26 protein-coding genes and 1 pseudogene are annotated in these 25,296 nt (G+C 67.4%); 22 read left to right on the top strand and 5 right to left on the bottom strand.

The annotated features are described in order from the left end of the window. The first annotated feature begins 2 nt into the window (after positions 1-2). The 10 genes from J8847_RS05340 to J8847_RS05295 all read left to right on the top strand — a co-directional run bounded on the left by J8847_RS05340 (position 3) and on the right by J8847_RS05295 (position 10,610). Positions 3-758, top strand: a complete 756-nt coding sequence (locus J8847_RS05340) for a sulfite exporter TauE/SafE family protein (RefSeq protein ID WP_211523649.1) — start codon at positions 3-5, stop codon at positions 756-758. Continuing rightward, entirely contained in the window at positions 755-3,214 is a 2,460-nt protein-coding gene (locus tag J8847_RS05335) for a heavy metal translocating P-type ATPase (protein ID WP_211523648.1), read from the top strand. The genes J8847_RS05340 and J8847_RS05335 overlap by 4 nt, the downstream gene beginning before the upstream one ends. Next, positions 3,215-3,364, top strand: coding sequence for a cbb3-type cytochrome oxidase assembly protein CcoS (gene ccoS, locus J8847_RS05330; RefSeq protein WP_211523647.1), 150 nt, complete (start codon positions 3,215-3,217; stop codon positions 3,362-3,364). 153 nt (positions 3,365-3,517) lie between these two features. Then, positions 3,518-4,975, top strand: a complete 1,458-nt coding sequence (gene ccoN / locus J8847_RS05325; RefSeq protein ID WP_211523646.1) for a cytochrome-c oxidase, cbb3-type subunit I — start codon at positions 3,518-3,520, stop codon at positions 4,973-4,975. 18 nt (positions 4,976-4,993) lie between these two features. Next, complete coding sequence (gene ccoO / locus J8847_RS05320; RefSeq protein ID WP_211523645.1) at positions 4,994-5,608, top strand: cytochrome-c oxidase, cbb3-type subunit II; 615 nt, start codon at positions 4,994-4,996, stop codon at positions 5,606-5,608. Between the two features lies 1 nt (position 5,609). Then, on the top strand, positions 5,610-5,786 hold the full coding sequence (locus tag J8847_RS05315; protein WP_211523644.1) for a cbb3-type cytochrome c oxidase subunit 3: 177 nt from the start codon (positions 5,610-5,612) through the stop codon (positions 5,784-5,786). Continuing rightward, entirely contained in the window at positions 5,779-6,714 is a 936-nt protein-coding gene (gene ccoP / locus J8847_RS05310; RefSeq protein ID WP_211523643.1) for a cytochrome-c oxidase, cbb3-type subunit III, read from the top strand. The genes J8847_RS05315 and ccoP overlap by 8 nt, the downstream gene beginning before the upstream one ends. Next, complete coding sequence (gene ccoG / locus J8847_RS05305; RefSeq protein WP_211523642.1) at positions 6,711-8,090, top strand: cytochrome c oxidase accessory protein CcoG; 1,380 nt, start codon at positions 6,711-6,713, stop codon at positions 8,088-8,090. Before ccoP ends, ccoG begins: the two co-directional genes overlap by 4 nt. 13 nt (positions 8,091-8,103) lie before the next feature. Then, positions 8,104-8,628: a FixH family protein gene (locus tag J8847_RS05300; RefSeq protein ID WP_211523641.1), complete on the top strand. Its 525-nt coding sequence runs from the start codon at positions 8,104-8,106 to the stop codon at positions 8,626-8,628. Between the two features lie 146 nt (positions 8,629-8,774). Beyond that, on the top strand, positions 8,775-10,610 hold the full coding sequence (locus J8847_RS05295; protein ID WP_211523640.1) for a DUF885 family protein: 1,836 nt from the start codon (positions 8,775-8,777) through the stop codon (positions 10,608-10,610). Between the two features lie 53 nt (positions 10,611-10,663). On the opposite strand, the gene J8847_RS05290 is transcribed toward J8847_RS05295, so the two are convergent. Beyond that, a complete protein-coding gene (locus tag J8847_RS05290; protein ID WP_229429520.1) occupies positions 10,664-11,035 on the bottom strand; it encodes a hypothetical protein in 372 nt (123 codons plus the stop codon). Positions 11,036-11,268: 233 nt separating this feature from the next. On the opposite strand from J8847_RS05290, the gene J8847_RS05285 reads away from it, so the two are divergent. After that, the gene (locus J8847_RS05285) at positions 11,269-12,744 is read left to right on the top strand and encodes a sodium:alanine symporter family protein (RefSeq protein ID WP_229429521.1); all 1,476 of its coding nucleotides are present in this window, start codon (positions 11,269-11,271) and stop codon (positions 12,742-12,744) included. Here J8847_RS05285 and J8847_RS05280 read toward each other — a convergent pair. The 4 genes from J8847_RS05280 to fnr form a co-directional block, all read right to left on the bottom strand. Continuing rightward, a complete protein-coding gene (locus tag J8847_RS05280; protein WP_211523773.1) occupies positions 12,741-13,196 on the bottom strand; it encodes an MgtC/SapB family protein in 456 nt (151 codons plus the stop codon). The genes J8847_RS05285 and J8847_RS05280 overlap by 4 nt on opposite strands. A gap of 84 nt (positions 13,197-13,280) precedes the next feature. After that, complete coding sequence (locus J8847_RS05275) at positions 13,281-14,201, bottom strand: DMT family transporter (protein WP_211523639.1); 921 nt, start codon at positions 14,199-14,201, stop codon at positions 13,281-13,283. Between the two features lie 58 nt (positions 14,202-14,259). Next, positions 14,260-15,039: a helix-turn-helix domain-containing protein gene (locus J8847_RS05270; protein ID WP_373888749.1), complete on the bottom strand. Its 780-nt coding sequence runs from the start codon at positions 15,037-15,039 to the stop codon at positions 14,260-14,262. Beyond that, positions 15,021-15,785: a fumarate/nitrate reduction transcriptional regulator Fnr gene (gene fnr / locus J8847_RS05265; protein WP_211523638.1), complete on the bottom strand. Its 765-nt coding sequence runs from the start codon at positions 15,783-15,785 to the stop codon at positions 15,021-15,023. Before fnr ends, J8847_RS05270 begins: the two co-directional genes overlap by 19 nt. Positions 15,786-16,090: 305 nt before the next feature. Between fnr and J8847_RS05260 the strand changes: the two genes are divergently transcribed. From J8847_RS05260 to J8847_RS05210, 11 genes and pseudogenes are all read left to right on the top strand, one after another. Then, on the top strand, positions 16,091-17,530 hold the full coding sequence (locus J8847_RS05260) for a cytochrome ubiquinol oxidase subunit I (RefSeq protein WP_211523637.1): 1,440 nt from the start codon (positions 16,091-16,093) through the stop codon (positions 17,528-17,530). Positions 17,531-17,534: 4 nt separating this feature from the next. Then, complete coding sequence (gene cydB / locus J8847_RS05255) at positions 17,535-18,554, top strand: cytochrome d ubiquinol oxidase subunit II (protein ID WP_211523636.1); 1,020 nt, start codon at positions 17,535-17,537, stop codon at positions 18,552-18,554. Continuing rightward, a complete protein-coding gene (locus J8847_RS05250) occupies positions 18,554-18,694 on the top strand; it encodes a DUF2474 domain-containing protein (RefSeq protein WP_211523635.1) in 141 nt (46 codons plus the stop codon). Before cydB ends, J8847_RS05250 begins: the two co-directional genes overlap by 1 nt. Positions 18,695-18,770: 76 nt before the next feature. Then, the gene (locus J8847_RS05245) at positions 18,771-19,439 is read left to right on the top strand and encodes a molecular chaperone (RefSeq protein ID WP_373888750.1); all 669 of its coding nucleotides are present in this window, start codon (positions 18,771-18,773) and stop codon (positions 19,437-19,439) included. Then, positions 19,432-19,710, top strand: coding sequence for a twin-arginine translocation signal domain-containing protein (locus J8847_RS05240; protein WP_229512526.1), 279 nt, complete (start codon positions 19,432-19,434; stop codon positions 19,708-19,710). Before J8847_RS05245 ends, J8847_RS05240 begins: the two co-directional genes overlap by 8 nt. A 22-nt stretch (positions 19,711-19,732) precedes the next feature. Continuing rightward, positions 19,733-22,555, top strand: coding sequence for a formate dehydrogenase subunit alpha (locus J8847_RS05235; protein WP_211523634.1), 2,823 nt, complete (start codon positions 19,733-19,735; stop codon positions 22,553-22,555). A gap of 27 nt (positions 22,556-22,582) precedes the next feature. Continuing rightward, positions 22,583-23,266, top strand: coding sequence for a formate dehydrogenase FDH3 subunit beta (gene fdh3B, locus J8847_RS05230; RefSeq protein ID WP_211523633.1), 684 nt, complete (start codon positions 22,583-22,585; stop codon positions 23,264-23,266). Positions 23,267-23,274: 8 nt separating this feature from the next. Continuing rightward, positions 23,275-23,493 carry a hypothetical protein gene (locus J8847_RS05225; protein WP_211523632.1) on the top strand — a complete coding sequence of 73 codons (219 nt, stop codon included), beginning with the start codon at positions 23,275-23,277 and terminating at the stop codon, positions 23,491-23,493. Between the two features lie 13 nt (positions 23,494-23,506). Then, the gene (locus J8847_RS05220) at positions 23,507-24,583 is read left to right on the top strand and encodes a formate dehydrogenase subunit gamma (protein WP_211523631.1); all 1,077 of its coding nucleotides are present in this window, start codon (positions 23,507-23,509) and stop codon (positions 24,581-24,583) included. An 8-nt stretch (positions 24,584-24,591) separates the two neighbouring features. After that, complete coding sequence (locus J8847_RS05215; RefSeq protein ID WP_211523630.1) at positions 24,592-25,038, top strand: hypothetical protein; 447 nt, start codon at positions 24,592-24,594, stop codon at positions 25,036-25,038. After that, positions 25,035-25,296, top strand: a pseudogene (locus tag J8847_RS05210) (hypothetical protein); the annotation flags it as partial. The gene J8847_RS05215 and the pseudogene J8847_RS05210, both read left to right, overlap by 4 nt.

The following is a 25,296-nucleotide window of genomic DNA, read 5'->3' as shown; positions in this document are numbered from 1 at the left end:
ACATGCCAGGTATCGCCCTGTTTCCCGTGTTTCTGGTCGGCCTGCTGGGCAGCGTCCACTGCGCCGCCATGTGCGGCGGCATCGTCGGCGCGCTGTCGGTCGGCGGCGTCCGTCCGTCCCTGCCTGCCGCGCCGGCCTTCCCGGTACCGGTGCGCACGGTGACGGCCACGCCCGCCGCCAACGTCGTGGCCTACAACACAGGACGCATCGCCAGCTACATGGCGGCGGGGGCGCTGGCGGGCGGGGCGGCCGGGTTCGCGGCGCTACCCGGCCTGCAGGAGGCCGCCTACTGGGCGGCCAACCTGATGCTGGTGGCGCTCGGCCTGTTCCTGATGGATGCCTGGCGCGGCCTGGCGCGGCTGGAGCAGGGCGGCCAGGCGCTGTGGCGGCATGTGCGCCCGCTGCTGCGCCGGGTCGGACCGCCATCCACGCCAGGGCGCATGCTGGCCGCCGGCGCCCTGTGGGGCTGGCTGCCCTGCGGGATGGTCTACAGCGTGCTGGTGACAGCCATGCTGTCCGGCTCCGCGCTGGACGGTGCGGCGGTGATGCTGGCCTTTGGCTTGGGCACCTTGCCCATGCTCGCCGCGCTCGGCCTGGCGGGCCAGCGCCTGCGCGGCCTGCTGCGGATGGGCCGCGTGCGCCTGCTGTGCGGTCTGGCCATCGCCGGCTTCGGCCTGGCCGGCCTCGCGCGCGCCGCCGGCGGCCTGCCGGAGAGCTGGGTCCATCTGGTGTGCTTCGGCACGGGGAGCGCGGCATGAGCGCGGTGCTGGCGCAAGTACGCGCCGACGTCCCGGCGCAGGCCGAGGTGCCGCTGCGCGAGGCGGCGCCGGTGGCGGTACTGGACAGCTGCTTCCACTGCGGCTTGCCGGTCCCGGCCGCGAGCCGCTGGCATGCCGTGGTCGACGGCGCGGCGCGCAGCATGTGCTGCCCCGGCTGCGCGGCGGCGGCCCAGGCCATCGTGGACGGCGGTTTCGCCGACTACTACGCCACGCGCACCGAGTACGCGGCCCCCGTCGAGCACAGCGCCGACGCGCCGGAGCTGCTGCTCTACGACGGCCAGGAAGGCCAGGACGAGGCGAGCTTCGCGGTCGAGGGAATGCGCTGCGCCGCCTGCGTCTGGCTGATCGAACGCCGCCTCGGCCAGATGCCGGGCGTGCTCGAATCCACCCTGAACGTCGCCACCGAACGCCTGCACGTCCGCTGGGATCCGGCGCAGTGCAAACCCAGCGTCATCCTGCGCACCCTGCGCATGATCGGCTACACCGCCTACCCCTACGACGCCAGGCAGCACGGGGAGCAGCTGGAAAAAGCGCGCAAGAAGCTGTTCCGCCAGCTGTTCGTGGCCGGTCTGTCGATGATGCAGGTGATGATGTACGCGGTCCCGGTCTACCTGGCGACCGACGGCACCATGGATGCGTCGATGACGGCGCTGATGCACTGGGCCTCGCTATTCCTGACACTGCCGGCCGTGCTGTACTCGGCCCAGCCTTTCTTCGGCGGCGCCTGGCAAGACCTGAAACGCGGGCTGCCTGGCATGGATGTGCCGGTGGCGCTGGGCATCGCCGCCGCCTTCGCCGGCAGCTGCGCGGCCTTGTTCACGGGCCGCGGCGAGGTTTACTTCGATTCGGTGACGATGTTCGTGTTCCTGCTGCTGGGCAGCCGTTACCTGGAACTGGGCGCGCGCCGCAAGGCCGCCAGCGCCCTCGAGCGCCTGCAGCAGGGCGTGCCGGCAGCGGCGCTGCGCCTGCGCGGCGACCCGGCGGCGCGCGATTCCGAGCTGGTGGCCGCCGGCGCGCTGCAAGTGGGCGACCTGGTGCTGGTCAAGGCCGGCCAGGCGATTCCGGCCGACGGCGTCATCGTCGACGGCGACACCGAGGTCGACCTGGCCCTGCTCACGGGCGAGAGCCGCACCCAGCGCAAGACGGTGGGCGACTGCCTGCCGGGCGGCGCCGTCAACGCGGCCCAGACCATCGTCCTGCGCGTGAGCTCGACCGCCACCGACAGCACCCTGGCGATGCTGGTGCGCCTGGTCGAGAAAGCCGGGCAGGGCAAGCCGGCGCTGGCGCTGTGGGCCGACCGCGTGGCCGCCTGGTCGGTGGTGGCGCTGCTGGTGCTGACCGTGGCCGTGTTCTTCGCCTGGCAAGCCGTCGAGCCGGCGCGCGCCTGGCAGGCGGCGGTGGCGGTGCTGGTCGTGACTTGCCCGTGCGCGCTGTCCCTGGCCACGCCGACCGCGCTGGCCGCCGCCACCGACCGCCTGCTGCGGCGCGGCGTGCTGGCGGTGAAGCCGCACACGCTCGAGACCTTCGAGCGCGCCACCCACATCGTGTTCGACAAGACCGGCACTCTGACCCTTGGCCGCCCGGTGCTGCGCCAGGCGGTGCCGGTCAGCGCCCAGACGGCGGAGGCCTGCCTGCGCATCGCGGCGGCGCTGGAAGCCGACAACCCGCATCCGATCGCCCAGGCGATCCGCGAAGCCGGCGGCGCGGCGCCCGGCCTGGCCGAGCAGCTGCGCTATGTTGTGGGGCAGGGCGTGGAGGGGTGCATCAACGGTCGCCTGTACCGTCTCGGCAGCGCGGCCTTCGTGGAAGGCGTGGCCGGGGGAGTGGCGCGTTCCGCGGCGCCGACCGGGACCACCTCGGTGTGGCTGGGTACGACCGGCGGCTGGCTGGCGCGCTTCGACCTGTCGGATGGGCTGCGGCCGGAGGCGGCGGAAGTAGTACAGCGCTTCAAGGACGGCGGCAAGACCGTGGTCCTGCTGAGCGGCGACGAGCAGGGCGCGGCTCAGGCCGTGGCCGGCCAGCTCGGCATCGCCACCGCCCTCGGCGGAAAGCTGCCGGACGAGAAGCTCGCCTTCGTGCGCAGCCTGCAGATGCAGGGCGCGGTGGTGGCCATGGTCGGCGACGGCATCAACGATGCGGCCGTGCTGAGCGGCGCGGACGTGTCCTTCGCCATGGGGCGCGGGGCCGAACTGGCCCAGCTGCATGCGGACGGCGTGCTGCTGGGCGACGGGCTGCTGCCGCTGGCCGATGCGGCCGACACCGCACGCCGTACGCTGGCGGTGATCCGCCAGAACCTGATCTGGGCCTCGGTGTACAACCTGGTGGCGATTCCGGCGGCGGCGTCGGGCTTGCTGAACCCCTGGATGTCGGGTATCGGCATGGCGGCCAGTTCCGCGCTGGTGGTGCTCAATGCCCTGCGGCTGAGGACGGACTGAATGGAAGCCTTGTACTTGTTGATACCCTTGAGTATCTGCCTCGTCGCGCTCGCGGTGTGGATCTTCTTCGGCGCGGCCGACAGCGGGCAGTTCGAGGATCTCGAAGGGCCAGCCCTGAGGATCCTGCGGGACGACGACCTCGTGCAGTAAGGCCGGCATCGCATCGCCGGCCTGTGCACCAAGACGCAACACTGCGCTCCATACCTCAACCGATACAGAACAATTTGATTCACATCAAGGATTTTTAAGGTTCAGAAAAGCACACTCCTGATTGTCATCCATATGATTATTCAGGAGAGCATCTTGGACAGCAGTCTCAACTATAACTACAAGATCGTGCGCCAGTTCGCCATCGCGACCGTGGTATGGGGCGTGATCGGCATGGCTGCCGGCGTCTTCATCGCCGCGCAGCTGGCCTGGCCCGCACTGAACTTCGACATCCCGTGGCTCAGCTACGGACGCCTGCGTCCGCTGCACACCAACGCGGTCATCTTCGCCTTCGGCATCTGCGGCCTGTTCGCCACCTCGTACTACGTGGTCCAGCGCACCTGCCAGGTGCGGCTGTTCTCCGACAAACTCGCCGCCTTCACCTTCTGGGGCTGGCAGGCCGTGCTGGTCTCGGCCGCGATCTCGCTGCCGATGGGCTTCACCCGCGGCAAGGAATACGCCGAGCTCGAATGGCCGATCGCGATCCTGATCACCGTCGTGTGGGTCGCCTATGCCGTGGTCTTCTTCGGCACCATCGTCAAGCGCAAGGTCAAGCACATCTATGTGGCCAACTGGTTCTTCGGCGGCTACATCCTGGCGGTCGCCATCCTGCACGTGGTGAACGGCATGGCGATCCCGGTGTCCGCCATGAAGTCCTATTCGGTCTACGCGGGCGTGCAGGACGCCATGATCCAGTGGTGGTACGGCCATAACGCGGTGGGCTTCATCCTGACCGCCGGCTACCTGGGCATGGTGTACTACTTCATCCCCAAGCAGGCCGAGCGCCCGGTGTATTCCTACCGCCTGTCGATCGTGCACTTCTGGGCCCTGATCTTCACCTACATGTGGGCCGGCCCGCACCACCTGCATTACACAGCGCTGCCCGACTGGACCCAGTCGATCGGCATGGTGTTCTCGCTGATCCTGCTGGCGCCGTCCTGGGGCGGCATGATCAACGGGATGATGACCCTGTCGGGCGCCTGGCACAAGCTGCGTTCGGACCCGCTGCTCAAGTTCATGATCGTCTCGCTGTCCTTCTACGGCATGGCCACCTTCGAGGGCCCGATGATGTCGATCAAGACCATCAACTCGCTGTCGCACTACACGGACTGGACCGTTGCCCACGTCCATGCGGGCGCCCTGGGCTGGGTCGGCTTCATCACCATGGGCTCGATCTACTACCTGATCCCGCGCCTGGCCGGCAAGAAGCAGATGTACAGCATGGCCCTGGTCGAGACCCACTTCTGGGTCGCCACCATCGGCATCGTCCTGTACATCGCCTCGATGTGGATCGCCGGCGTGATGCAGGGCCTGATGTGGCGCGCGGTGAACCCGGACGGCACCCTGACCTATACCTTCGCCGAAAGCGTCAAGGCCACCTACCCGTACTACGTGATCCGCTTCACCGGCGGCTTCCTCTACCTGTCGGGCATGGCGCTGATGGCCTGGAACACCTGGATGACGATGCGCGGCACGGCCAACGTCGACGCGCGCATCCCGACCGCACCCGTCAAGCCGCACCTGGCCGCTGCCGGCGCAGCGGTCCACGCTTAAGACATTGAGGAGCATGTAATGAAATTCACCCACGAGTGGATCGAGAAGAACCCCTGGCTCCTGATCGGCCTGGTCCTCCTGGTCATCTCCTTCGGCGGCCTGGTCGAGATCGTGCCGCTGTTCTTCCAGAAATCCACCACCGAGCCGGTCTCGGGCTTGAAGCCATATTCACCGCTGCGCCTGGCGGGACGCGACATCTACATCCGCGAAGGCTGCTACAACTGCCACTCGCAGATGATCCGTCCCTTCCGCGCCGAGACCGAGCGCTATGGCCACTACTCGGTGGCGGGCGAATTCGTCTACGACCATCCCTTCCAGTGGGGCTCGAAGCGCACCGGCCCGGACCTGGCCCGCGTCGGCGGCCGCTACAGCGACGAATGGCACCGCACCCACCTCGACAACCCGCGCGACGTGGTGCCGGAATCGAACATGCCGGGCTATCCGTGGCTGGCGAAAAACAAGCTGGTCGCGGCCGAGATCCTGCCCAAGATGCGCGCCATGCAGCGCATCGGCGTGCCCTACACGGATGCCGAGGTGGCGGCCGCGCCGGCGGAGCTTAGCGACAAGACCGAACAGGATGCCCTGATCGCCTACCTGCAAGGCCTGGGCACCCAGATCAAGACGAGGAACTGAGATGGCACTGCAACAGATTTTCGATAACGCGAGCAGCCTGATGACCGTGGTGAGCTTTACCACCTTCCTGGGCATCCTGGCCTGGACCTACGTGCTCCACAAGAACAAGGACTTCGAGGCGGCAGCGGCGCTGCCCTTCGCCGACGAGTTCACGGAAGAGGAGCACGAACATGGCTGATTTCTTCAACGGCTTCTGGCACTGGTACATCGCCGTCATCACGGTGCTGTCCATCCTCGGCTGCGGCATCCTGCTGTGGTCGCAGTCGGTGCACAAGGTCAAGCTGGACGCCAATGGCGAGCCGCAGAAAACCACCGGCCACGTCTGGGACGAGGACCTGACCGAGCTGAATACGCCGATGCCGCGCTGGTGGATGTGGATGTTCTACCTGACCATCGTGTTCGGCCTGGCCTACCTGGTGCTGTATCCGGGCCTGGGCAGCTACGCCGGCAAGCTCGGATGGAACTCGAAAGGCGAATACCAGGCGGAGCTCAAGCAGGCCAAGGCAGATTTCGGCCCGCTGTTTGCCCAGTACGCGAACCAGAGCCTGGAGGCGGTGGCGGCCGACCCGCAGGCCCAGGCCATCGGCGAGCGCCTGTTCCTGAACTACTGCGCGCAGTGCCATGGTTCCGACGCGCGCGGCAACAAGGGCTTCCCGAACCTGAGCGACAAGGATTGGCTGCATGGCGGCGAGCCAGCCACCATCAAGGCCACCATCATGAACGGCCGCATCGGCACGATGCCGGCGATGGGCGCTGCGCTGGGCTCGGACAAGGACGTGGAAGCGGTCGCGCATTACGTACGCAACCTCTCGGGCCTGACGGCCGACCCGGTCAAGGTCGCCTTCGGCAAGCCGAAGTTCGCCGCCTGCGTGGCCTGCCACGGCGCGGAAGGCAAGGGCAACCCGATGATGGGGGCGCCCAACCTGGCGGACAAGACCTGGCTCTACGGCGGCAGCGCCGAGACGGTGATGGAAACCATCCGCAAGGGCCGCACCAACACCATGCCAGCCTTCGGCGAGTTCCTCGGCGAAGAAAAGGTGCATGTGCTGGCGGCCTATGTGTGGAGCCTGTCCAACGACACCACGATCAAGACGGCATCGAAATGAACGCCCCCCAGGAAGCTGTCATCCACATGTACGCCGCGCGGGAGGAGATCTACCCGCGCGAGATCAAGGGCCGCTACGCGTCCTTGCGCTGGGCCTGCGTGTGGCTCACCCAGCTGCTGTTCTACGGCCTGCCGTGGCTGAACATGCACGGCCGCCAGGCCGTCCTGTTCGACCTGGCCAGCCGCAAGTTCTACCTGTTCGGCATCGTGTTCTGGCCCCAGGACTTCATCTACCTGGCAGCGCTGCTGATCATCTGCGCCTACGGCCTGTTCCTGGTGACGGCGGTGGCGGGGCGCGTGTGGTGCGGCTTCGCCTGCCCGCAGACGGTGTACACCGAAATCTTCCTCTGGATCGAGCGCAAGATCGAGGGCGCGCGCAGCGCCCGCATCCGCCTCGACCGTCAGCCCTGGACATTGGAGAAGATCGGCAAGAAGGGCGCCAAGCACCTGGCGTGGGGCGCGGTGGCGTTGTGGACCGGTTTTACCTTCGTCGGCTATTTCACGCCCGTGCGCGAACTGAGCTTCGACGTGCTGGGATTTACGCTCGGGCCGTGGGAAACCTTCTGGGTCCTGTTCTACGGCTTCGCCACCTACGGCAACGCGGGCTGGCTGCGCGAGCAGGTGTGCAAGTACATGTGCCCCTACGCGCGCTTCCAGAGCGCGATGTTCGACAAGGACACCCTGATCGTCACCTACGACGCGGCGCGCGGCGAACCGCGCAATGTCCGGCCCAAGGCGCAAGGGGCAGGGGACTGCATCGACTGCAGCATGTGCGTACAAGTGTGCCCGACCGGGATCGACATCCGCAAGGGCCTGCAGTACGAATGCATCGGCTGCGCCGCCTGCGTGGATGCCTGCAACAGCGTGATGGACAAGATCGCCAAGCCGCGCGGCCTGATCCGCTACGCCACCGAAAACGGCCTGGCGCACAAGCTGAACCCGGCCGCGATCCGTAACCGTATGCTGCGCCCGCGCGTGCTGGTCTATACCGGCGTCCTGGCCGCGCTGGTGATCGGCATGGCGGCTTCGATCGCGCTGCGCAATCCACTCAAGCTGGACGTGATCCGTGACCGCGGCTCGATGGGCCGCGAAGTGGACGACGGCATGATCGAGAACGTCTACCGCTTGCAGGTGATGAACACGAGCGAGCAGGCCCAGCGCCTGCACATTGGCGTGGCCGGCATTCCGTCGGTGAGCGTGGCCGGCGAGGAGGTGGTCGAGATCGACGCGGCCAGCACGCGTGCGGTGCCGGTGCGCGTGCGCATCGAACCGGGCGCGGCCAGGCCTGGCTCGAACAGGATCGATTTCACGGTGAGTTCGGTGGCGGATCCGCACCTGGCGGTGTCCGAGGACGCCGTCTTCATCGTGCCGAAGTAAGAAGGAGCTGAAGATGCAAACCGCAATTCATCCGCTGCCGCGTAGCAGCGCCGCACCCTGGTACAAGCACCGCTGGCCGTGGTTCCTGATGATCGGCCCGGTGCTGGTGCTGGTCGCCGGCGCGATCACGGCCTGGCTGGCCGTCAGCCGTCCGGACGCGCTGGTGGTGGGCGACTACTACAAGCAGGGCAAGGCGATCAACCAGGACCTGCGCCGCGACCGTGTCGCGAGCAGCCTCGGGCTGGCCTTCGAGGCCCGCCACGACGCCCGGTCCGGCCGCCTGCAGGGGCGCCTGGACAGCTTCGGCAAGCCGGTCGTGGCGCCTTTCCACATCCGCCTGGCGCATCCGACCCAGCCTGGGAAGGACCTGGTGCTGGAAGCGCTGCCCGATGCCCAGGGCCGCTTTTCGGCGGCGCTGCCGGCGCTGGAGCCGACCCACTGGCAGGTGGTGGTCGAAGGCGCCGCGCGCGACTGGCGCCTGGCGGGCAGCTGGAGCCCGGCAAAGCTGGAAACGCTGGTGATCGAGTCCGATCGCTGAGCGCCGGCCCGGTGCGGACCTGTATGTACGCAGCCGGGCAACAGCGCGCGTTGTTGCTTTGTTCTCTTCCGTGTTAGATTCCTCGACGGCAACTGCAGTGATGCTCACTGCATACAGATCAACGATAAGGAAGAGAGACCCCCGAGATGCCATCGTCCCGCCAGCGCAGCCTGCGCGCCACCATCGCCGCCCTGTTCATTCCCGCTGTCCTCGCCGGCGTAAGCCTGCCGGCCGCCGCGCTCGCCGCGCCTGCCGCGGCGTCGGCCACTGCCGCCAAGCCGCATAAAGCCTTCGACGTCTGGGCCGACAAGTTCGCCGAGGATTGGGTGCGCCTGAGCCCGCAGCTGGCGACCATGACCCAGTACTTCAGCGGCGCCGAGCAGGCGAAGCTGGACCGCGAGCTGACGCCCCTGACCGCCGCCCACCGCCAGAAAGTGGTCGCCTTGGCCAAGGCCGGCCTGGCGCGCCTGGACAAGTTCAAGTCGGCGCCGCTGGACGACAGCCAGAAGATCTCGGCCGCCGTGATGCGCTGGTCGCTGCAGAACACGGTCGCCAACGAGCCCTTCGAGGACCATTCCTTCATCTTCTCGCAGTTCAGCGGCGTGCAGGTAAGCCTGGTCAACTTCATGACCACCACCCACCCGCTGCGCAACAAGGCCGACGTCGACAGCTACCTGGCGCGCCTGGAGCAGGTCGGCGCCCGCATGGACGAAGCGCTGGCGCGCGGCCGCGCCGCCGCCGCCAAGCAGCTGATCCCGCCGCGCTTCATCCTCGAGCGCGCCCAGTTCCAGGTCGACCACTTCCTCAAGCCGGCGGCAAGCCAGAACGTGCTGGTCACGACCTTCGAGCAGCGCACCGCCGAGCTGAAGGACCTGGCGCCGGAGGCGCGCGCCGCCGCGATCGCCCGCGCCACCCGGATCGTCGAAGAGAAGATCCGCCCGGCCTATGGCCGCGTGAAGGACTTCATGACCGAGATCCACCCGCGCACCGGCGACGTGGCCGGCATCTCGCGCCTGCCGAACGGCGCCGCCGCCTATGCCCGCGCGGTGGAGAACTACACCAGCACCAAGCTCACCCCGGAACAGATCCACGAAATCGGCCTGCGCGAAGTGGCGCGCATCGAAGGCGAGATGGACAAGCACCTGCGCTCGCTCGGCCTGCTCGAGGGTGACATCGAAACCCGCATGAAGCAGCTGGACGAGCGCTTCCAGCCGAAAGGCGAGGGCGATCCGCGCCCGGCCATCATCGCCAGCTACGGCGAGATGGTGCGCGACGCCGAGAAGCGCAGCGCCTCGCTGTTCAACCTGAAGCCGCGCGCCCCGGTCGAAGTGCGCCGCGAACCGCCGCTGACCGAGCCTTCGGCGGCCGCCCACTACTCGCTGCCGGCGCCGGACGGCAGCCGTCCGGGCATCTTCTGGGTGCCGTTGCGCGGTCCGAAGTTCGACATGATCCGCATGCGCAGCCTGGCCTACCACGAAGCCGTGCCCGGCCACCACTTCCAGCTGGCGATCCAGCAGGAACTGACCGGCATCCCGAAATTCCGCAGCCAGCGCATCTTCAGTGGCGGCAGCGCCCACGCCGAAGGCTGGGCCCTGTACACCGAGCGCCTGGCGGTGGAGCAGAACTGGTACGAAGGCGATGTGCCGGGCCTGCTCGGCGCGCTCGGCTCGGAGCTGTTCCGGGCACGCCGCCTGGTGGTCGACACCGGCCTGCACGCCAAGGGCTGGACCCGCCAGCAGGGCATCGACTACGGCATCGGCGCCCAGGAGGTGGAGCGCTATGTCGCCTGGCCGGGACAGGCCAACGCCTACATGATCGGCATGCTGCGCATCGTCGAGCTGCGCGAGAAGGCGCGCAAGGAGCTGGGCGACAAGTTCTCGCTGCCGGCCTTCCACGACCTGGTGCTGGGCGCGGGCTCGGTGCCGCTGGACGTGCTGGGCGAACTGGTCGACGGCTGGATCGCCAAGCAAAAGAGGGCGTAAACGAAAAACGGCGGACCGATGGTCCGCCGTTTCCCGAGATCGCTTAGACGGTATTACTTGCCGTCTTGCATCTTCTCGCCAGCACGTTCCACGGCGCGGCCGGTGGCGTCCTGGGCACGGTCGGCAGCTGCGCCGACTTCGGCTGCGGCTTCCTTGGATTCCTGCTTCACTTCGGCGCCGGCGGCTTCGATACGCTCGCCTGCACGTTCGGTGGCGGCTTCCACGCGGTCGCCTGCGCGTTCGGCGGCGGCGGCGGTTTCAGCAGCGGCTTCCTTGGTGCCTTCCGCCACGGTCTGGCCGGCATTGTCGATCGCTGCGCCAGCTTCCTGGGCCGGGCCCTTGCCGTCGCCGTCCACGTCCTTCTTGCAGCCGGTAGCCAGCACGGTGACTGCCATCATGATGCCTGCCAAGGTCATTTTGTTCATGGTGCTCTCCTTATAGGGTTGGGCGATTCATTAAAATGTGTGTGTTTTGACAAGATATTACGCCTCGATAAGGTCGCGTTCCGTGCGGTGGCGCACGCCTGTAGCATTCGGCTGCCGTTGTTGATATGCTGTCCACGCATTTACTTCTGCGCATTACTCTTAAGTAAGGTGGCGCTACCGCGCCGATCGATTGTTCATAACGGCACACCCGTTGCCGCTCTGCTAGGGAAAACATGTCTCTGAATGACTTGGTCACCGCCGCCAATGGCGTTATCTGGAGCCCGGCGCTCATCGCGCTCTGCCTGGGCACCGGCCTGTACTTCTCCCTCCGTACGCGCTTCCTGCAGGTGCGCCACGCGAAGGAAATGGTCCGATTGATGTTCGAAGGCAAGAGTTCGGAGCAGGGCGTATCCTCGTTCCAGGCCTTGTCCATGACCCTGGCCGGCCGCGTCGGCACCGGCAACATCGCCGGCGTGGCGACCGCGATCACCTTTGGCGGCCCCGGCGCCGTGTTCTGGATGTGGGCGGTGGCCTTCCTGGGCGCCAGCTCGGCCTTCGTCGAGTCGACCCTGGGCCAGGTGTACAAGGAGCAGATCGGCAAGGAATACCGCGGCGGCCCGGCCTTCTATATTGAAAAGGGCCTGGGCATGAAGTGGTATGCGCTGACCTTCGCCTTCGCCACCATCATCGCCACCGGCCTGCTGCTGCCGGGCGTGCAGGCCAACTCGATCGCCGAGGGCCTGAAGACCGCCACCGGCATCGAGCCCATGTATACCGGCATCGGCCTGTCGCTCGTGCTGGCCTTCATCATCTTCGGCGGCGTCAAGCGCATCGCCACCTTCGCGGAAGTGGTCGTGCCTTTCATGGCGCTGGGCTACATCCTGGTGGCCGTGGTCATCGTGGGCATGAATATCGGCGCACTGCCGGGCGTGATCAAGCTGATCTTCGCCTCGGCCTTCGGCCAGGAAGCCGCCTTCGGCGCCATCCTCGGCCTGGCGGTCATGTGGGGCGTCAAGCGCGGCGTGTACTCGAACGAGGCAGGCCAGGGCACCGGTCCGCACGCCTCGTCGGCGGCCGAAGTGAGCCACCCGGCCAAGCAGGGCCTGGTGCAGGGCTTCTCGGTCTACATCGACACCCTGTTCGTGTGCTCGGCGACCGCCTTCATGCTCCTGATCACCGGCCAGTACAACGTCGAGGCGCCGAACGGCGCCCCGCTGTTCACCGGCGTGCAGGGCGTCGCTTCGGGTCCGGGTTATGTGCAGACCGCGCTGGAAAACGTGATGCCGGGCTTCGGCGCGCTGTTCGTGGCCGTGGCGCTGCTGTTCTTCGCGTTCACCACCATCGTCGCCTATTACTACATCGCCGAGACCAACATCGCCTACATCAACCGCACCGTCAACCGTCCGTGGATGACCCTGGTGCTCAAGCTGTTCATCATCGGCTCGACCTACTACGGCTCGGTGAAGACGGCGGAAGCGGCCTGGGGCCTGGGCGACATGGGCGTGGGCCTGATGGCCTGGCTGAACATCGTCGCCATCCTGCTGATGCAGAAGACCGCCTTCAAGTGCCTGCGCGACTATGAAGGCCAGAAGAAGGCCGGCAAGGATCCGCAGTTCGATCCGAAGGCCCTGGGCATCGAAGGCGCCCACTACTGGGAAGAGCGCGTCAAGGCCGCCCAGGCCGGCGCGCCCGACAAGGCAGTCGCTTAAGCTGCCGGGTCCTTCGTCGCGCTGCGCATGATCGTCAGCACGACGATGGCAAACAGGGTGCTGAACACCGCCGTCGCCTCGCGCCCCATGCCGGCCGCGATGCCGACGGCGGCGGTCAGCCAGACGCTGGCCGCCGTCGTCAGTCCCTTGATGTCTTCCTTGTCGGTCTGCTTGAGAATGGCGCCGGCGCCCAGGAAGCCGATGCCGGCCACGATCCCCTGGATCACCCGCGACAGGTCCTGGATATTCATCCCGGCCTGCAAGGGAATCAGCACGAACAGCGCCGCGCCCAGCGACACCAGCATGTGGGTGCGCAGGCCCGCCGAGGCGCCCACCGATTCACGCTCGTAGCCGAGCAGCCCGCCCAGCACCAGCGCCACCAGCAGGCGCAGCACGATGCGGGTAATGTCTTCCACATTGCCCAGGTCCGAGAATTCCTGCTGCACCGTCATCCAGCTTCGTGTCAACCACACCTTGTCTGCTCCTGTCGGGATCGTCCTGCCATGATGCCAGTTCGCGCGCCGGACTGGCGCACCTCATCCGTGGCCAGTACGGGCGTGGGCCCGGGCGCAGGCCACCACGCCGCCCACCAGCAGCCCCATCGCGGCCCACTCCAGGGCGCTTGGCCAGCGCTCTTCCCATAAGAAGCCATACAGCGAGGCGAACAAGGTCTCGAACACGATCATCTGGCCCATCAGGCTCAGGGGCAGGGCGCGGCTCGCCACGTTCCACAGCGCGTTGCCCAGGATCGAGCACAGGATCGCCACGCTGGTGACCACGCCGGCGAAATGCAGCCACTGGGCATTGCTGTGGCCCGCATCCGCGCCGGCAAAGGCGGGGACCGCCAGCAGCAGGGCCTCCAGGCCAGTAACGACACCCATCGCCAGGTTCCAGTCGTGGCCGGAGACGCCCTCCAGGCGCCCGAGCCAGCGGCTGTTGCTGACGGCGTAGATGGTCCAGGAGACCAGGGCGCCGGCCGCGCAGCCCAGGCCGAGCAGGGAATCGGCGCCCGTGCTCGACACCGATTGCCAGCTGATGCAGGCCAGCCCGGCGGCGCTCAGCGCCAGCGAGGGGAGCAGGCGGCGCAGCGGCACCGCGTGGCGGTCGCGGGTGCCGACAAGGGTGACGGCGATGGGCAGCAGGCCGATCACCAGCGAGGGCATGGCCACGCCGCCTGCCTGCACGGCGGTGGCCAGGAAGATGTAATAGAGGATGTTGCCGGTGAATGCCAGCCACAGCAGGGCGCGCCACTCCTTCCAGGACAGCACCCGCAGCAGCCGGCGCCAGGATGGCGCGATCAGGACCACCGCCACCAGCCCGTAGGCGAGGTAGCGCCCGGCCGAAAGCTGCAGGGGCAGGAAACCGGCGGTGAGCTGGGGCGCGAGAAAGACCAGGCCCCACAGGGCGCCGGCGAGGATGCCCGAGCCGATGCCGAGCGATGTCTGATTGATGACCATGAGAACCTCCTGAGAGCGGAGATTCTCGCCCACCGGGGCGGACGGGTCTTGGCGCCAGCTACTGCGTTTTGTGCTTATCCTCGCGCGCCGCCTTCCGGTAAGCGGCAGGCGTGGTGTCCATCGCAGTGCGCATGGCGCGCGTGAGCACGCTCTGGTCGGAAAATCCGGTCTCGAGGGCGATGTCGGCGATGGATCGGCGCGTCGCCACCAGCAGCGTACAGGCCCGCTCGAGGCGCCGCTGCAACAGCCAGTCGTGGGGACTCATGCCGGTCTCCTGGCGGAACAGGGCGTGGACGCGGCTCGCGCTCAGGGAGCAGGCGCGCGCCATGGCGTCCAGGGTCCAGGGCTGGCCGGGCGCGGCCTCGATGCGCGCCATCAGCGCCGCCAGCCGCGACCTGGGCTGGGGTGTTTCCTGGGACAGGGTGTCGAGCAGCAGCGGCGTCCAGCCTTGCAGCAGCTGCGCCGGGGCGGCGGCGTCGCTCCGGGCCAGGCTCATGAATTCGACCAGCTTGCGGGCGGCGGCGCCGATCGGGGTGAAGGGGCGTTCGAGCAGGCGCTGCCAAGGACCCCGGTGCAGCAGCTCGGGGCCGAGGTCGAGGATGAAGGACTGGTTGCCGGCTTCGCCCCATTGCGTATGCCAGGCGCCGGGCGCGACCACGGCGGCGTGCAGCAGGTCGAGTGTGCGTCCGCGGCCTTCGATTTCCAGGTCGACTTCGCCGGCGACCGGCAGGACGATCTGGGCGAAGCTGTGACGGTCTCCCAGGGGCTGCGGACCGTAGCTGCGCAGGTGCAGGTCGACTGGGAGCTTGCCGTCCACGTTCAGGCCATCGGGCTGCACACGTCGGTGCCGGCTGCGAGCGCCTTCAGCTTGGCGGGATCGAGCAGGGTGACTTCGCGCTTGTCGACCTGCAGCCAGCCCTGCTTTTTGAAACGCGACAACAGGCGGCTGACGCTCTCGATGGTCAGGCCCAGGTAGTTGCCGATGTCTTCGCGCGACATGCGCAGCTGGAAGCTGTTGGGCGAATAGCCGCGCGCCGCGTAGCGGGCCGACAGGTTGACCAGGAAGACCGCGAAGCGCTGCTCGGCGCGCATATTGCCGAGCAGTAGCATGACGTTCTGCTCGCGGGTGATTTCCTGGCTCATGATGCGGTGGAAGTGGCGCAGCAGGGCGGGGACTTCGCCGAACAGCCCTTCCAGGCACGAGAAGGGGATTTCGCAGACCTCGCTGTCTTCCAGCGCCACGGCGTCGCAGTGGTGTGTGCCGCTGATGGCGTCCATGCCGAGCAGCTCGCCGGCCATCTGGAAGCCGGTGATCTGGGCTTCGCCGGCGGCGTTGACCTGGTAGGTCTTGAAGTGGCCGAAGCGCACCGCGTACAGGTTGCGGAAGGGCTCCCCCATCTGATAGAGGCGCTCGTCCTTTTCCAGGCGCCGGCGGCGGCCGATGATCTGGTCGAGGCGGTTGATGTCGGCATCTTCCAGGCCCATCGGCAGGCACAGCTGGTGCATGCTGCAGGCGGAGCAGCTGGCTTTCAGGGCCTGGATGTTCACTGGCTGGTCGGTCTTGAAGGAGACGATCTGGGTCATGGGAAGTCCGGTAGTACGCGTATGGGGAGATTATAGACGGGGCTGTCGCTTGGGCGGCGCGACAAATCGTCCTATGTTGAACTTCAACGTCAACTTGGGTCCCGGCCTTCGCCGGGACGACGGTCTTTAGGCTGCGTGTCGAAATGGTTTCCGCAGTCCGCTCCCCCAGCACGTCGTCCCGGCGAAGGCCGGGACCCAAGTTTGCTCGCACACCACGAATGCATACAAAAATGACATCGCCAACCGTGCGCACCCAATGAGCATGCTAGATTCTCAACACTCAGACACAGCGCGAAGGAACACCCATGTTCGGTCTGTCCGCCCTGGATCTCGCCCGCATCCAGTTCGCCTTCACGATGTCTTTCCACATTCTGTTTCCGGCCATTACCATCGGCATGGCCAGCTACCTGGCCGTGCTCGAACTGTGCTGGCTGCGCACCAAGCGCCAGGTCTACGTCGACCTCTATCACTTCTGGCTGAAGATCTTCGCCGTCACCTTCGGCATGGGCGTGGTCTCCGGCATCGTGATGGCCTACCAGATCGGCACCAACTGGAGCTACCTGTCCGAATTCGCCGGCAGCGTCATGGGCCCGATCCTGTCCTATGAAGTCCTGACCGCCTTCTTCCTGGAAGCCGGCTTCCTGGGCGTGATGCTGTTCGGCTGGAACCGCGTCGGCCCGGCCCTGCATTTCGTCGCCACCTGCATGGTCGCCGTCGGCACCCTGATCTCCGCCACCTGGATCCTGGGCGCCAACAGCTGGATGCAGACCCCGCAGGGCTACGCCATCGAGGGCGGACGCATGGTGCCGGTGGACTGGATCGCGATCATCTTCAATCCGTCCTTTCCCTACCGCCTGGTGCACATGGTGATCGCCGCCTACCTGACCACGGCGCTGCTGGTGGGCGCTTCGGGGGCATGGCACCTGCTGCGCGGGCGCGACAACCCGGCGGTGCGCAAGATGATGTCGATGGCCATGTGGATGATCCTGCTGGTGGCCCCGGTCCAGGCCATCGTCGGCGACTTCCATGGCCTGAACACCCTCAAGCACCAGCCGGCCAAGCTGGCCGCGATGGAAGGGCACTGGCAGAACCATCCCGGCGAGGCGGTGCCGCTGCTGCTGTTCGGCATCCCCGACATGGAAGAGGAGCGCACCAGGCTGGCGGTCGGCATCCCGCACCTGGGCAGCATCATCCTGACCCACACCATGGACGGCCAGATCCCGGCCCTCAAGGACTTCCCGCGCGAAGACCGGCCGAATTCCCTGATCGTGTTCTGGAGCTTCCGCCTGATGGTGGGCCTGGGCCTCCTGATGATCGCCCTCGGCGCCTGGAGCCTGTTCCTGCGGCGCGGCGGGCGGCTGTTCCTCAACCGCGCCTTCCAGCGCTTCGCCCTGTGGATGGGGCCCGCCGGCCTGGTCGCGATCCTGGCCGGCTGGGTGACCACCGAGGTGGGACGCCAGCCCTGGGTGGTCTATGGCGTGCTGCGCACCGCCGACGCGGTCTCGCCCCACGGCGCCGTGTCGCTGGGACTGACCCTGCTGCTGTTCGTGGTCGCCTACATGTTCGTGTTCGGGGCCGGCACTGGCTACGTGCTGCGTATGATCCGCAAGGGCCCGCAGCACTTCGAGCTGACCCACGCGCCGGAAGGCGGGCCGGGCGAGGAGCGCACGCCGAGCCGCCCGATGTCGGCGGCCGACGTGCCGAATGATGAAAATACAGACGACGACAAGCGGACGCGGAGCTGAAGCCATGGGCATCGACACTTCCATCATCTGGGCCGTCATCATCTTCTTCGCGGTCTTCATGTACGTGCTGCTGGACGGCTTCGACCTGGGCATCGGCATGCTGTTCCCCTTCACCCCCAGGAAAAAAGACCGCGACACCATGATGAACACCGTGGCGCCGGTCTGGGACGGCAACGAGACCTGGCTGGTGCTGGGCGGGGAAGGGCTGCTGGCGGCCTTCCCGGTGGCCTACTCGATCATCCTGTCCGGCCTCTACCTGCCCCTGATCTTCATGCTGATCGGCCTGGTGTTCCGCGGCGTGGCCTTCGAATTCCGCTTCAAGGCCAAGGAACACGAGCGCCACCTGTGGGACAAGGCCTTCATCGGCGGCTCGGTGGTGGCCAGCTTCTTCCAGGGCGTCTCGCTGGGCGCCTTCCTGGACGGCATCGCGGTCTCGGGCCGCAGCTATGCCGGCGGGCCGCTCGACTGGATCGCGCCTTTCCCGCTGGCGGCCGGCATCGGCGTGATGATCGCCTATACCCTGCTGGGGGCCACCTGGCTGATCATGAAGACCGAGGGCGAGCTGCACGCGCGCATGGTCCAGGTGGCGCGGCCGTTTTCCCTGCTGCTGCTGTTCGCGATCGTCGCGGTCAGCATCTGGACCCCGCTGCGCGACCCCTTCGTCGCCGACCGCTGGTTCACCTTCCCCAACATCGTGTTCCTGGCGCCGGTGCCGATCCTGGTGGCGGCCTGCATCTTCCTGCTGCTGCGCTCGCTCAAGCGGGCGCCCCAGAAGGAACCCTTCCGGCTGCCCTTCGTACTGGCCCTGGGACTGATCTTCCTGGGCTACAGCGGCATGGCGATCAGCATCTGGCCGCACATCGTGCCGCCCAGCATCTCGATCTGGGAAGCCGCCTCGCCGCCGGCCAGCCAGGGCTTCGCGCTGGTGGGTACGCTCTTCATCCTGCCCATCATCCTGATGTACACGGGCTGGTCGTACTGGGTGTTCCGCGGCAAGGTCAAGGCCGATGCGGGGTACCACTGATGGAGGCGAGCAAGCCCAGCGGGCGCGAATGGGCGCGCCGCCTCGCCTGGATGGCGGCCCTCTGGCTGGGCGGGGTCGCCACCCTGGCGCTGGTGGCCTTTGTGCTGCGGATGATCATGCGGGCGGCGGGAATGCGTTGAAGAAGCAAGCGTGCGCGCTGTCCTGCACGGGAGGAATACACTTCTCATGAACCTTTGCCAACAGGAGAGCAGGACAGTGACCATCCCGAGCGCGCCCACTCTCGACCGACCCGCCGGCCAGTCGCTGGCCCCCCCGCTGAGTGGAGAGGAGCAGGCGCGCGCCGACCTGTATGCCTTGCTGTCGCGGCTGCTGCTGGCTCCGCCGGACGCCGAGCTGCTGGAGGCGCTCGCCTCAAGCGACCCCATCATTGCCCAGGGCGGCGAACTGGCCCTGGAACAGGCCTGGGAGCAGCTGACCCTGGCCTCCGCCGTCATGGACCCGCAAGCCGTGGCCGACGAGTTCGGCCAGCTGTTCGTCAGCATCGGCTCGCCCCCCGTCAATCCCTACGGTTCCCGCTACCTGTCCGGCTACATCAACGACGCCCCGCTGGCCGAGCTCCGCGCCGACCTGGCGCGCCTCAGGCTGGCCCGGGTGCGCGGGGTGGGGGAGTTCGAAGACCACCTGGGCGCGCTGTGCGAAACCATGCGCGTGCTGGTCGCGGGCGGCCCGGGCATCGCCCGCCATCCGGTGGCCGAGCAAAAGCAGTTTTTCGAGGCCCACATCGCGCCCTGGTACGAGCGCGCGGTGGCCGACATCGCCGGCGCCGAGGGCGCCAACTACTACAGGCTCGTTGCGCGGCTGGCCGGGACTTTCCTGGCGATCGAGGCCGAAGCATTCGTGCTCGGGGAGGAGACCCATGACTGAACATACCGACATGGCCCGCGTCGAGGCCAATGCCGTCAGCGTCGATGTTAGCGCTGCAACGGCGGCGTCCGGCGGGCAGGAACAGGCGCCGGACCCATCGCGCCGCGGCTTCCTGAAGGCGGCGCCGCTGGGCGCCCTGGCCGTCGTCACCGGCAGCACCCAGGCCGAGGAAGCCAAGCCGGCCGCGCCCGCCAGTGCGCCCCAGGCCAAGCGCGGCTACCACGAGACCGATCACATCCGACGTTATTACCAGTCCGCCGCCTATTGGTGAGCGCAACAGGAGGAGCCAGTCCATGTCCCTCGTAAAGACGACGCACGACAGCGCGCTGAAGCGCCGGCGTTTCCTGGTCGGGGCCGGCGTCGCCGCCGGCGCCGGCGCGCTGGCCCGGCACCTGCCGCTGAACGTGATCGAACCGGCCGAAGCCGCCGACCCGGTGCCCAACGCGCCGGTGCCCACCGAGATCAAGCGCACCATCTGCAGCCACTGTTCGGTCGGCTGCTCGGTGGATGCGGTGGTCGCCAACGGCGTCTGGGTGCGCCAGGAAGCGGCCTTCGACTCGCCGATCAATATGGGCGCCCACTGCGCCAAGGGCGCCTCGGTGCGCGAGCACGCCTTCGGCGAGCACCGCCTGCGCTACCCGATGAAACTGGTGGGCGGCAAGTACCAGCGCATCTCCTGGGACCAGGCCATCAACGAGATCGGCGACAAGCTGCTGCAGCTGCGCCAGCACGCCGGCCCCGACGCCCTGATGGTGATCGGCAGTTCCAAGCACAACAACGAACAAGCCTATTTGCTGCGCAAGTGGGTCTCGTTCTGGGGCTCGAACAACTGCGACCACCAGGCGCGCATCTGCCACTCGACCACGGTCGCGGGCGTGGCCCAGACCTTCGGCTACGGCGCGATGACGAACTCCTTCAATGACTTGCACCACAGCAAGGCGGTGCTCTTCATCGGTTCCAACCCGGCCGAGGCCCACCCGATCTCGATGCTGCACTTCCTGCACGCCAAGGAACTGGGCGCGAAGATGATCGTGATCGACCCGCGCTTCACCCGCACGGCGCGCTTCGCCCACCACTACGTGCGCGTGCGCCCGGGCACCGACATCCCGCTGGTGTGGGGCATGCTGTGGCACATCTTCCAGAACGGCTGGGAAGACAAGAACTTCATCAACCAGCGCACCTACGGCATGGAGGACGTGCGCAAGGAAGTCGCCAAGTGGACGCCAGATAAAGTGTCGGACGTCACCGGCGTGTCGGAATCGGCGGTGCGCATGGCGGCCGAGATGCTGGCCACCAACCGGCCATCCTCGGTCGTCTGGTGCATGGGCATCACCCAGCACCACGTGGGCACCGCCAACGTGCGCGCGCTCTGCATCCTGCAGCTGGCGCTGGGCAACATCGGCGTCCCGGGCGGCGGCGCCAACATCTACCGCGGCCACGACAATGTCCAGGGCGCCACCGACGTCGGCCCCAACGGCGAGTCGCTGCCGGGCTACTATGGCCTGGCGGAAGGCTCCTGGAAGCACTTCGCCAATGTATGGGGCGTCGACTACAACTGGATCCTGTCGCGCTTCGCCTCCAAGGAGCTGATGGAAAAGCCCGGCATCACGGTGTCGCGCTGGTTCGACGCGGTAAACGAGCAGAACAAGTTCGTCGACCAGCCGAGCAACCTGCGCGCCGTGTTCTACTGGGGCCACGCGCCCAACAGCCAGACCCGCCTGCCGGACATGAAGGCGGCCATGCAGAAGCTCGACATGCTGGTGGTGATCGATCCCTACCCCAGCATGACGGCCTCCATGCACGGGCGCACCGACGGCGTCTACCTGCTGCCGGCCGCGTCCCAGTTCGAGACCCAGGGTTCCTGCACCGCCTCCAACCGCTCCATCCAATGGCGCGAGCGGGTCATCATGCCCTTGTTCGAGTGCAAGACCGACCACGAGATCATGTACCTGTTCGCGCGCAAGCTCGGCTTCGCCGAGCAGCTGTGCAAGAACATCAAGGTAGTGCACAACGAGCCCGTGGTCGAGGACATCCTGCGCGAGATCAACCGCTCCTGCTGGACCATCGGCTACACCGGCTGCTCGCCGGAGCGCCTCAAGCTCCACATGGAGAACAAGCACACCTTCAACCCGACCACGATGCGGGCCGATTCCGGGCCCTGCAAGGGCGACTACTACGGCCTGCCGTGGCCGTGCTGGGGCACGCCGGAAATGAAGCACCCGGGCACGCCCATCCTGTACGACATCAGCAAGCCGGTGGCCGAGGGCGGCATGCCCTTCCGCGCCAACTGGGGCGTGGAGCACAACGGCGAAACCCTGCTGGCGGCCGACGGCTCGACCAACAAGGACAGCCAGCTGGACGTCGGCTACCCCGAGTTCGACCACGTGTTCCTGAAGAAGCTGGGCTGGTGGAGCGAGCTCACGCCGGCCGAGCAGGCCATGGCCGAGGGCAAGAACTGGAAGACCGACAATTCGGGCGGCATCATCCGCGTCGTCATCGCCCACGGCTGCGCGCCCTGGGGCAATGCGCGGGCGCGCTGCAATGTGTGGAACTTCCCGGACCCGGTCCCTGTGCACCGCGAACCGCTGTCCTCGCCGCGCCGCGACCTGGTCGCCAAGTACCCGACCTACGACGACAAGGCCGCCTTCTGGCGCCTGCCGACCCTGTACAAGTCGGTGCAGGCGGTCGACTTCTCCAAGGACTTCCCGCTGATCATGACCTCGGGGCGCCTGGTCGAGTACGAGGGCGGCGGCGAAGAGACCCGTTCCAACCCCTGGCTGGCCGAGCTGCAGCAGAACATGTTCGTCGAGATCAACCCGCGCGACGCCCAGCAGATCGGCGCCCGGGTGGGCGAGTACGTCTGGGTCGAGAGCCCCAACGGCGCCCGCCTCAAGATGATGGCCATGGTCACCGAGCGCGTTCCCGTGGGCCTGGTGTGGATGCCCTTCCACTTCGGCGGCTGGTGGATGGGCGAGGACCTGGAGCGCCACTATCCCGAGGGCGGGGCCCCGACCGTCCGCGGCGAGGCTTGCAACACGGCATGGACCTATGGCTATGACGCCGTGACGATGATGCAGGAAACCAAAGTGTCGCTGTGCCGCGTGGTGCGGGCCTGACGCCACTGAACAGCAGAGGAGACTGATATGGCTGCGAGGATGAAGTTCATCTGCGACACCGAGCGCTGCATCGACTGCAACGGTTGCGTGACCGCCTGCAAGAACGAGCACGAGACGCCCTGGGGCGTGAACCGCAGGCGCGTGGTGACGATCAACGACGGCGTGCCGGGCGAGCGCTCGGTCTCGGTCGCATGCATGCACTGCACCGACGCCCCATGCCTGGCGGTGTGCCCGACCAATTGCATCTACCACACCGAAGACGGCATCGTCCTGCACAGCAAGGACCAGTGCATCGGCTGCGGCTACTGCTTCTACGCCTGTCCGTTCGGGGCGCCGCAGTTCCCCGAGACCGGCCTGTTCAACCACCGCGGCAAGATGGACAAGTGCACCTTCTGCGCCGGCGGCCCGGAACCGGACACCTCGGAAGCGGAGTTCAAGAAGTACGGCCGCAACCGCATCGCCGAAGGCAAGCTGCCGGCCTGCGCCGAGCAGTGCGGCACCAAGGCCCTGCTGGGCGGCGAAGCCAACATCATCGCCGACATCTACCGCCAGCGCGTCGAGACCCGCGGCTACGGTCCCGAGCTGTGGGGCTGGAAGATCGCCTACGGCCGCCCCAAGCGCGGCGGCGAGATCAAGGCCAAGGGCAACCTGCCGCGCGAGAACCAGAAAGCCAACGATTTCCAGAACGGCGGCGGGAGGTTCCCGACATGAAAGCACTCATGAAGCCACTGAGACTGATTGCCGCCGCGGCGCTGCCGCTGCTGCTGGCCGGCTGCCTCGAAGTCGACCAGCACCCCGCCTGGCTCAAGGGCGAGTACGCCGGCAAGGAAGACCCGCGCCCCTACCAGACGCGTTTCCACAACGACCGCCTGGCCTGGTGGGCGGCGATGGAAAACCGCAACATGAAGCAGAACGAGTACAACCGGGCCAACCCCTGACGAGGAGCCATCCATGCGAGCGAACCTGATGCTGTTACGCGCGATCCTGCTCCTCGCGGCCGCGCTGGTGCTGCCGGCGAGCTGGGCCGGCGTGCCCAACGAGCGCGCCGAGCCCGCCTATGCGGAAGAGCAGACCATGCTCCAGATCGAAGGCGATTCGCGCGTGCCCGAACCCGGCCTGAACCAGGCCGCCTCCGGCCGCGTGCACCTGGACCGCCACTTCCTGGGCCAGTACGGCGACAACGAAGGCAACGTCATCGTCCAGCGCGGCGGCAATACCTGGCGCCACCTGCGCAACGGGCCGCTCGCCACCATCGCCGGCATCATCCTGCTGGTGGTGCCGCTCTTGATCTTCATCTTCTACCAGACGGTCGGTCCGATGCGCGAAGAGCCGCGCTCCGGCCGCACGATCCAGCGCTTCAACCGCTGGGAGCGCCAGGTCCACTGGGCCACGGCCTTCAGCTTCATCGCGCTGGCGATCACCGGCATCATCATCATGTTCGGCAAGAAGATCATGCTGCCGTGGATGGGCCATACCCTGTTCTCCTGGGTGGCGATTATTTCGAAATACCTGCACAACTTCGTGGGTCCGCTATTCATCCTGTGCTCGATCCTGATGTTCTTCACCTTCGTGCGGCGCAACTTCTTCAACCGCAACGATTGGCAATGGGTGAAGCAGGGCGGCGGCCTGGTCTCGCACAAGCACGTGCCGGCCGGCTTCTTCAACGCCGGAGAGAAGACCTGGTTCTGGCTCGGTGTTACCTTGCTCGGCCTGGTGATGTCGATCACCGGCCTGATCCTCGACTTCGTGACCTTCGGCCAGACCCGCTATGTGATGCAGGTGGCGAACTACCTGCATATCGGCGGCTCCGCGCTCTATATCGCCGCCGCCATGGGCCACATCTACATCGGCACCTGGGGCACGCCGGGGGCCTACGAGGCCATGCGCTACGGCACCGTGGACGAGGAATGGGCGCGCGCCCACCACGCGCTGTGGTACGAGCAGGTGAAGAACGGCACGGTGTCGGGCGCGAGCCGCGCGACCGGGCCGGGAACGGTGCCGCCGCCGCGGCCGGGCCCTGCGCATTGAGGACAGCCATGAAAACGACCAGCATCCTGATTCCCTTCGGCCTGGCGGCGCTCGTCCTGACCGCCGGCTGCGACCGCAACCGCGCGGCCCACGTGGCCGGCATCGAACAGACCAAGTTCCCGGGCCAGGTGACGGCCGGCGGCGGCACCAGCGGCGAGATCCTGGAAAAGAACAAGCCGCCGACCACCGACGCCACTTATGCGGGCGGAACGCCGGGCATCGCGGGCGGCTCGGGCGGCACCACCGGCGGCGCGGCGACCGCCGGCACCGTCCAGGAAACCGGCCAGGGCCCCGACAAGGGCGTCACCAAGCCGACCGGCACCGGCCAGGGCACCCAGGTGCCGTCGGGCGACAACCCGCCGCCGGCGCCGCCACCCGCCAACCAGCCGACCGGCCCGGCCAGCAATACCGCGCCCAAGGGGCCGGCCGCGCCGGGCACGATGGGGAGCAAATGATGAAGACCATCACGCTGAACAGGATCGCGCTGGCGACGGCGCTGGTCGTGGCCCAGGGCGCATGGGCGGCATTGCCGCCGCCGACGCCGGCCCAGGCCCAGGCCGCCGCCGCCAAGAAGGCGGAAGCGGACGCCAAGGCGGCCAAGGACAAGGAAGCGCTGGGGAAATCGATGGATGCGGTCAGCGCGCGCTGGCGCTCGCGCGCGGCGGGGCAGGGCTGGAAGGTCAATGCGCCGGTGGCGATCGCCGCCGCGCCGG

The sequence above is a fragment of the Massilia sp. AB1 genome (genome assembly GCF_018119385.1).
Lineage (GTDB): Bacteria > Pseudomonadota > Gammaproteobacteria > Burkholderiales > Burkholderiaceae_D > Telluria.
Note: the sequence above shows the minus strand (reverse complement) of the source record. Positions and strands in the feature narration are given on the sequence as shown.

Coding starts and splice junctions, on each gene's coding strand:
- ccoG (WP_211523642.1), top strand. CDS start 6,711: ATGAACGCCCCCCAGGAAGCTGTCATCCACATGTACGCCGCGCGGGAG.
- J8847_RS05335 (WP_211523648.1), top strand. CDS start 755: ATGAGCGCGGTGCTGGCGCAAGTACGCGCCGACGTCCCGGCGCAGGCC.
- J8847_RS05285 (WP_229429521.1), top strand. CDS start 11,269: ATGTCTCTGAATGACTTGGTCACCGCCGCCAATGGCGTTATCTGGAGC.
- J8847_RS05275 (WP_211523639.1), bottom strand. CDS start 14,201: ATGGTCATCAATCAGACATCGCTCGGCATCGGCTCGGGCATCCTCGCC.
- J8847_RS05340 (WP_211523649.1), top strand. CDS start 3: ATGCCAGGTATCGCCCTGTTTCCCGTGTTTCTGGTCGGCCTGCTGGGC.
- fnr (WP_211523638.1), bottom strand. CDS start 15,785: ATGACCCAGATCGTCTCCTTCAAGACCGACCAGCCAGTGAACATCCAG.
- J8847_RS05215 (WP_211523630.1), top strand. CDS start 24,592: ATGAAAACGACCAGCATCCTGATTCCCTTCGGCCTGGCGGCGCTCGTC.
- J8847_RS05295 (WP_211523640.1), top strand. CDS start 8,775: ATGCCATCGTCCCGCCAGCGCAGCCTGCGCGCCACCATCGCCGCCCTG.
- J8847_RS05240 (WP_229512526.1), top strand. CDS start 19,432: ATGACTGAACATACCGACATGGCCCGCGTCGAGGCCAATGCCGTCAGC.
- J8847_RS05225 (WP_211523632.1), top strand. CDS start 23,275: ATGAAGCCACTGAGACTGATTGCCGCCGCGGCGCTGCCGCTGCTGCTG.
- J8847_RS05220 (WP_211523631.1), top strand. CDS start 23,507: ATGCGAGCGAACCTGATGCTGTTACGCGCGATCCTGCTCCTCGCGGCC.
- ccoO (WP_211523645.1), top strand. CDS start 4,994: ATGAAATTCACCCACGAGTGGATCGAGAAGAACCCCTGGCTCCTGATC.
- ccoP (WP_211523643.1), top strand. CDS start 5,779: ATGGCTGATTTCTTCAACGGCTTCTGGCACTGGTACATCGCCGTCATC.
- cydB (WP_211523636.1), top strand. CDS start 17,535: ATGGGCATCGACACTTCCATCATCTGGGCCGTCATCATCTTCTTCGCG.
- J8847_RS05280 (WP_211523773.1), bottom strand. CDS start 13,196: ATGACGGTGCAGCAGGAATTCTCGGACCTGGGCAATGTGGAAGACATT.
- J8847_RS05300 (WP_211523641.1), top strand. CDS start 8,104: ATGCAAACCGCAATTCATCCGCTGCCGCGTAGCAGCGCCGCACCCTGG.
- J8847_RS05235 (WP_211523634.1), top strand. CDS start 19,733: ATGTCCCTCGTAAAGACGACGCACGACAGCGCGCTGAAGCGCCGGCGT.
- J8847_RS05315 (WP_211523644.1), top strand. CDS start 5,610: ATGGCACTGCAACAGATTTTCGATAACGCGAGCAGCCTGATGACCGTG.
- J8847_RS05290 (WP_229429520.1), bottom strand. CDS start 11,035: ATGAACAAAATGACCTTGGCAGGCATCATGATGGCAGTCACCGTGCTG.
- ccoS (WP_211523647.1), top strand. CDS start 3,215: ATGGAAGCCTTGTACTTGTTGATACCCTTGAGTATCTGCCTCGTCGCG.
- J8847_RS05260 (WP_211523637.1), top strand. CDS start 16,091: ATGTTCGGTCTGTCCGCCCTGGATCTCGCCCGCATCCAGTTCGCCTTC.
- fdh3B (WP_211523633.1), top strand. CDS start 22,583: ATGGCTGCGAGGATGAAGTTCATCTGCGACACCGAGCGCTGCATCGAC.
- J8847_RS05250 (WP_211523635.1), top strand. CDS start 18,554: ATGGAGGCGAGCAAGCCCAGCGGGCGCGAATGGGCGCGCCGCCTCGCC.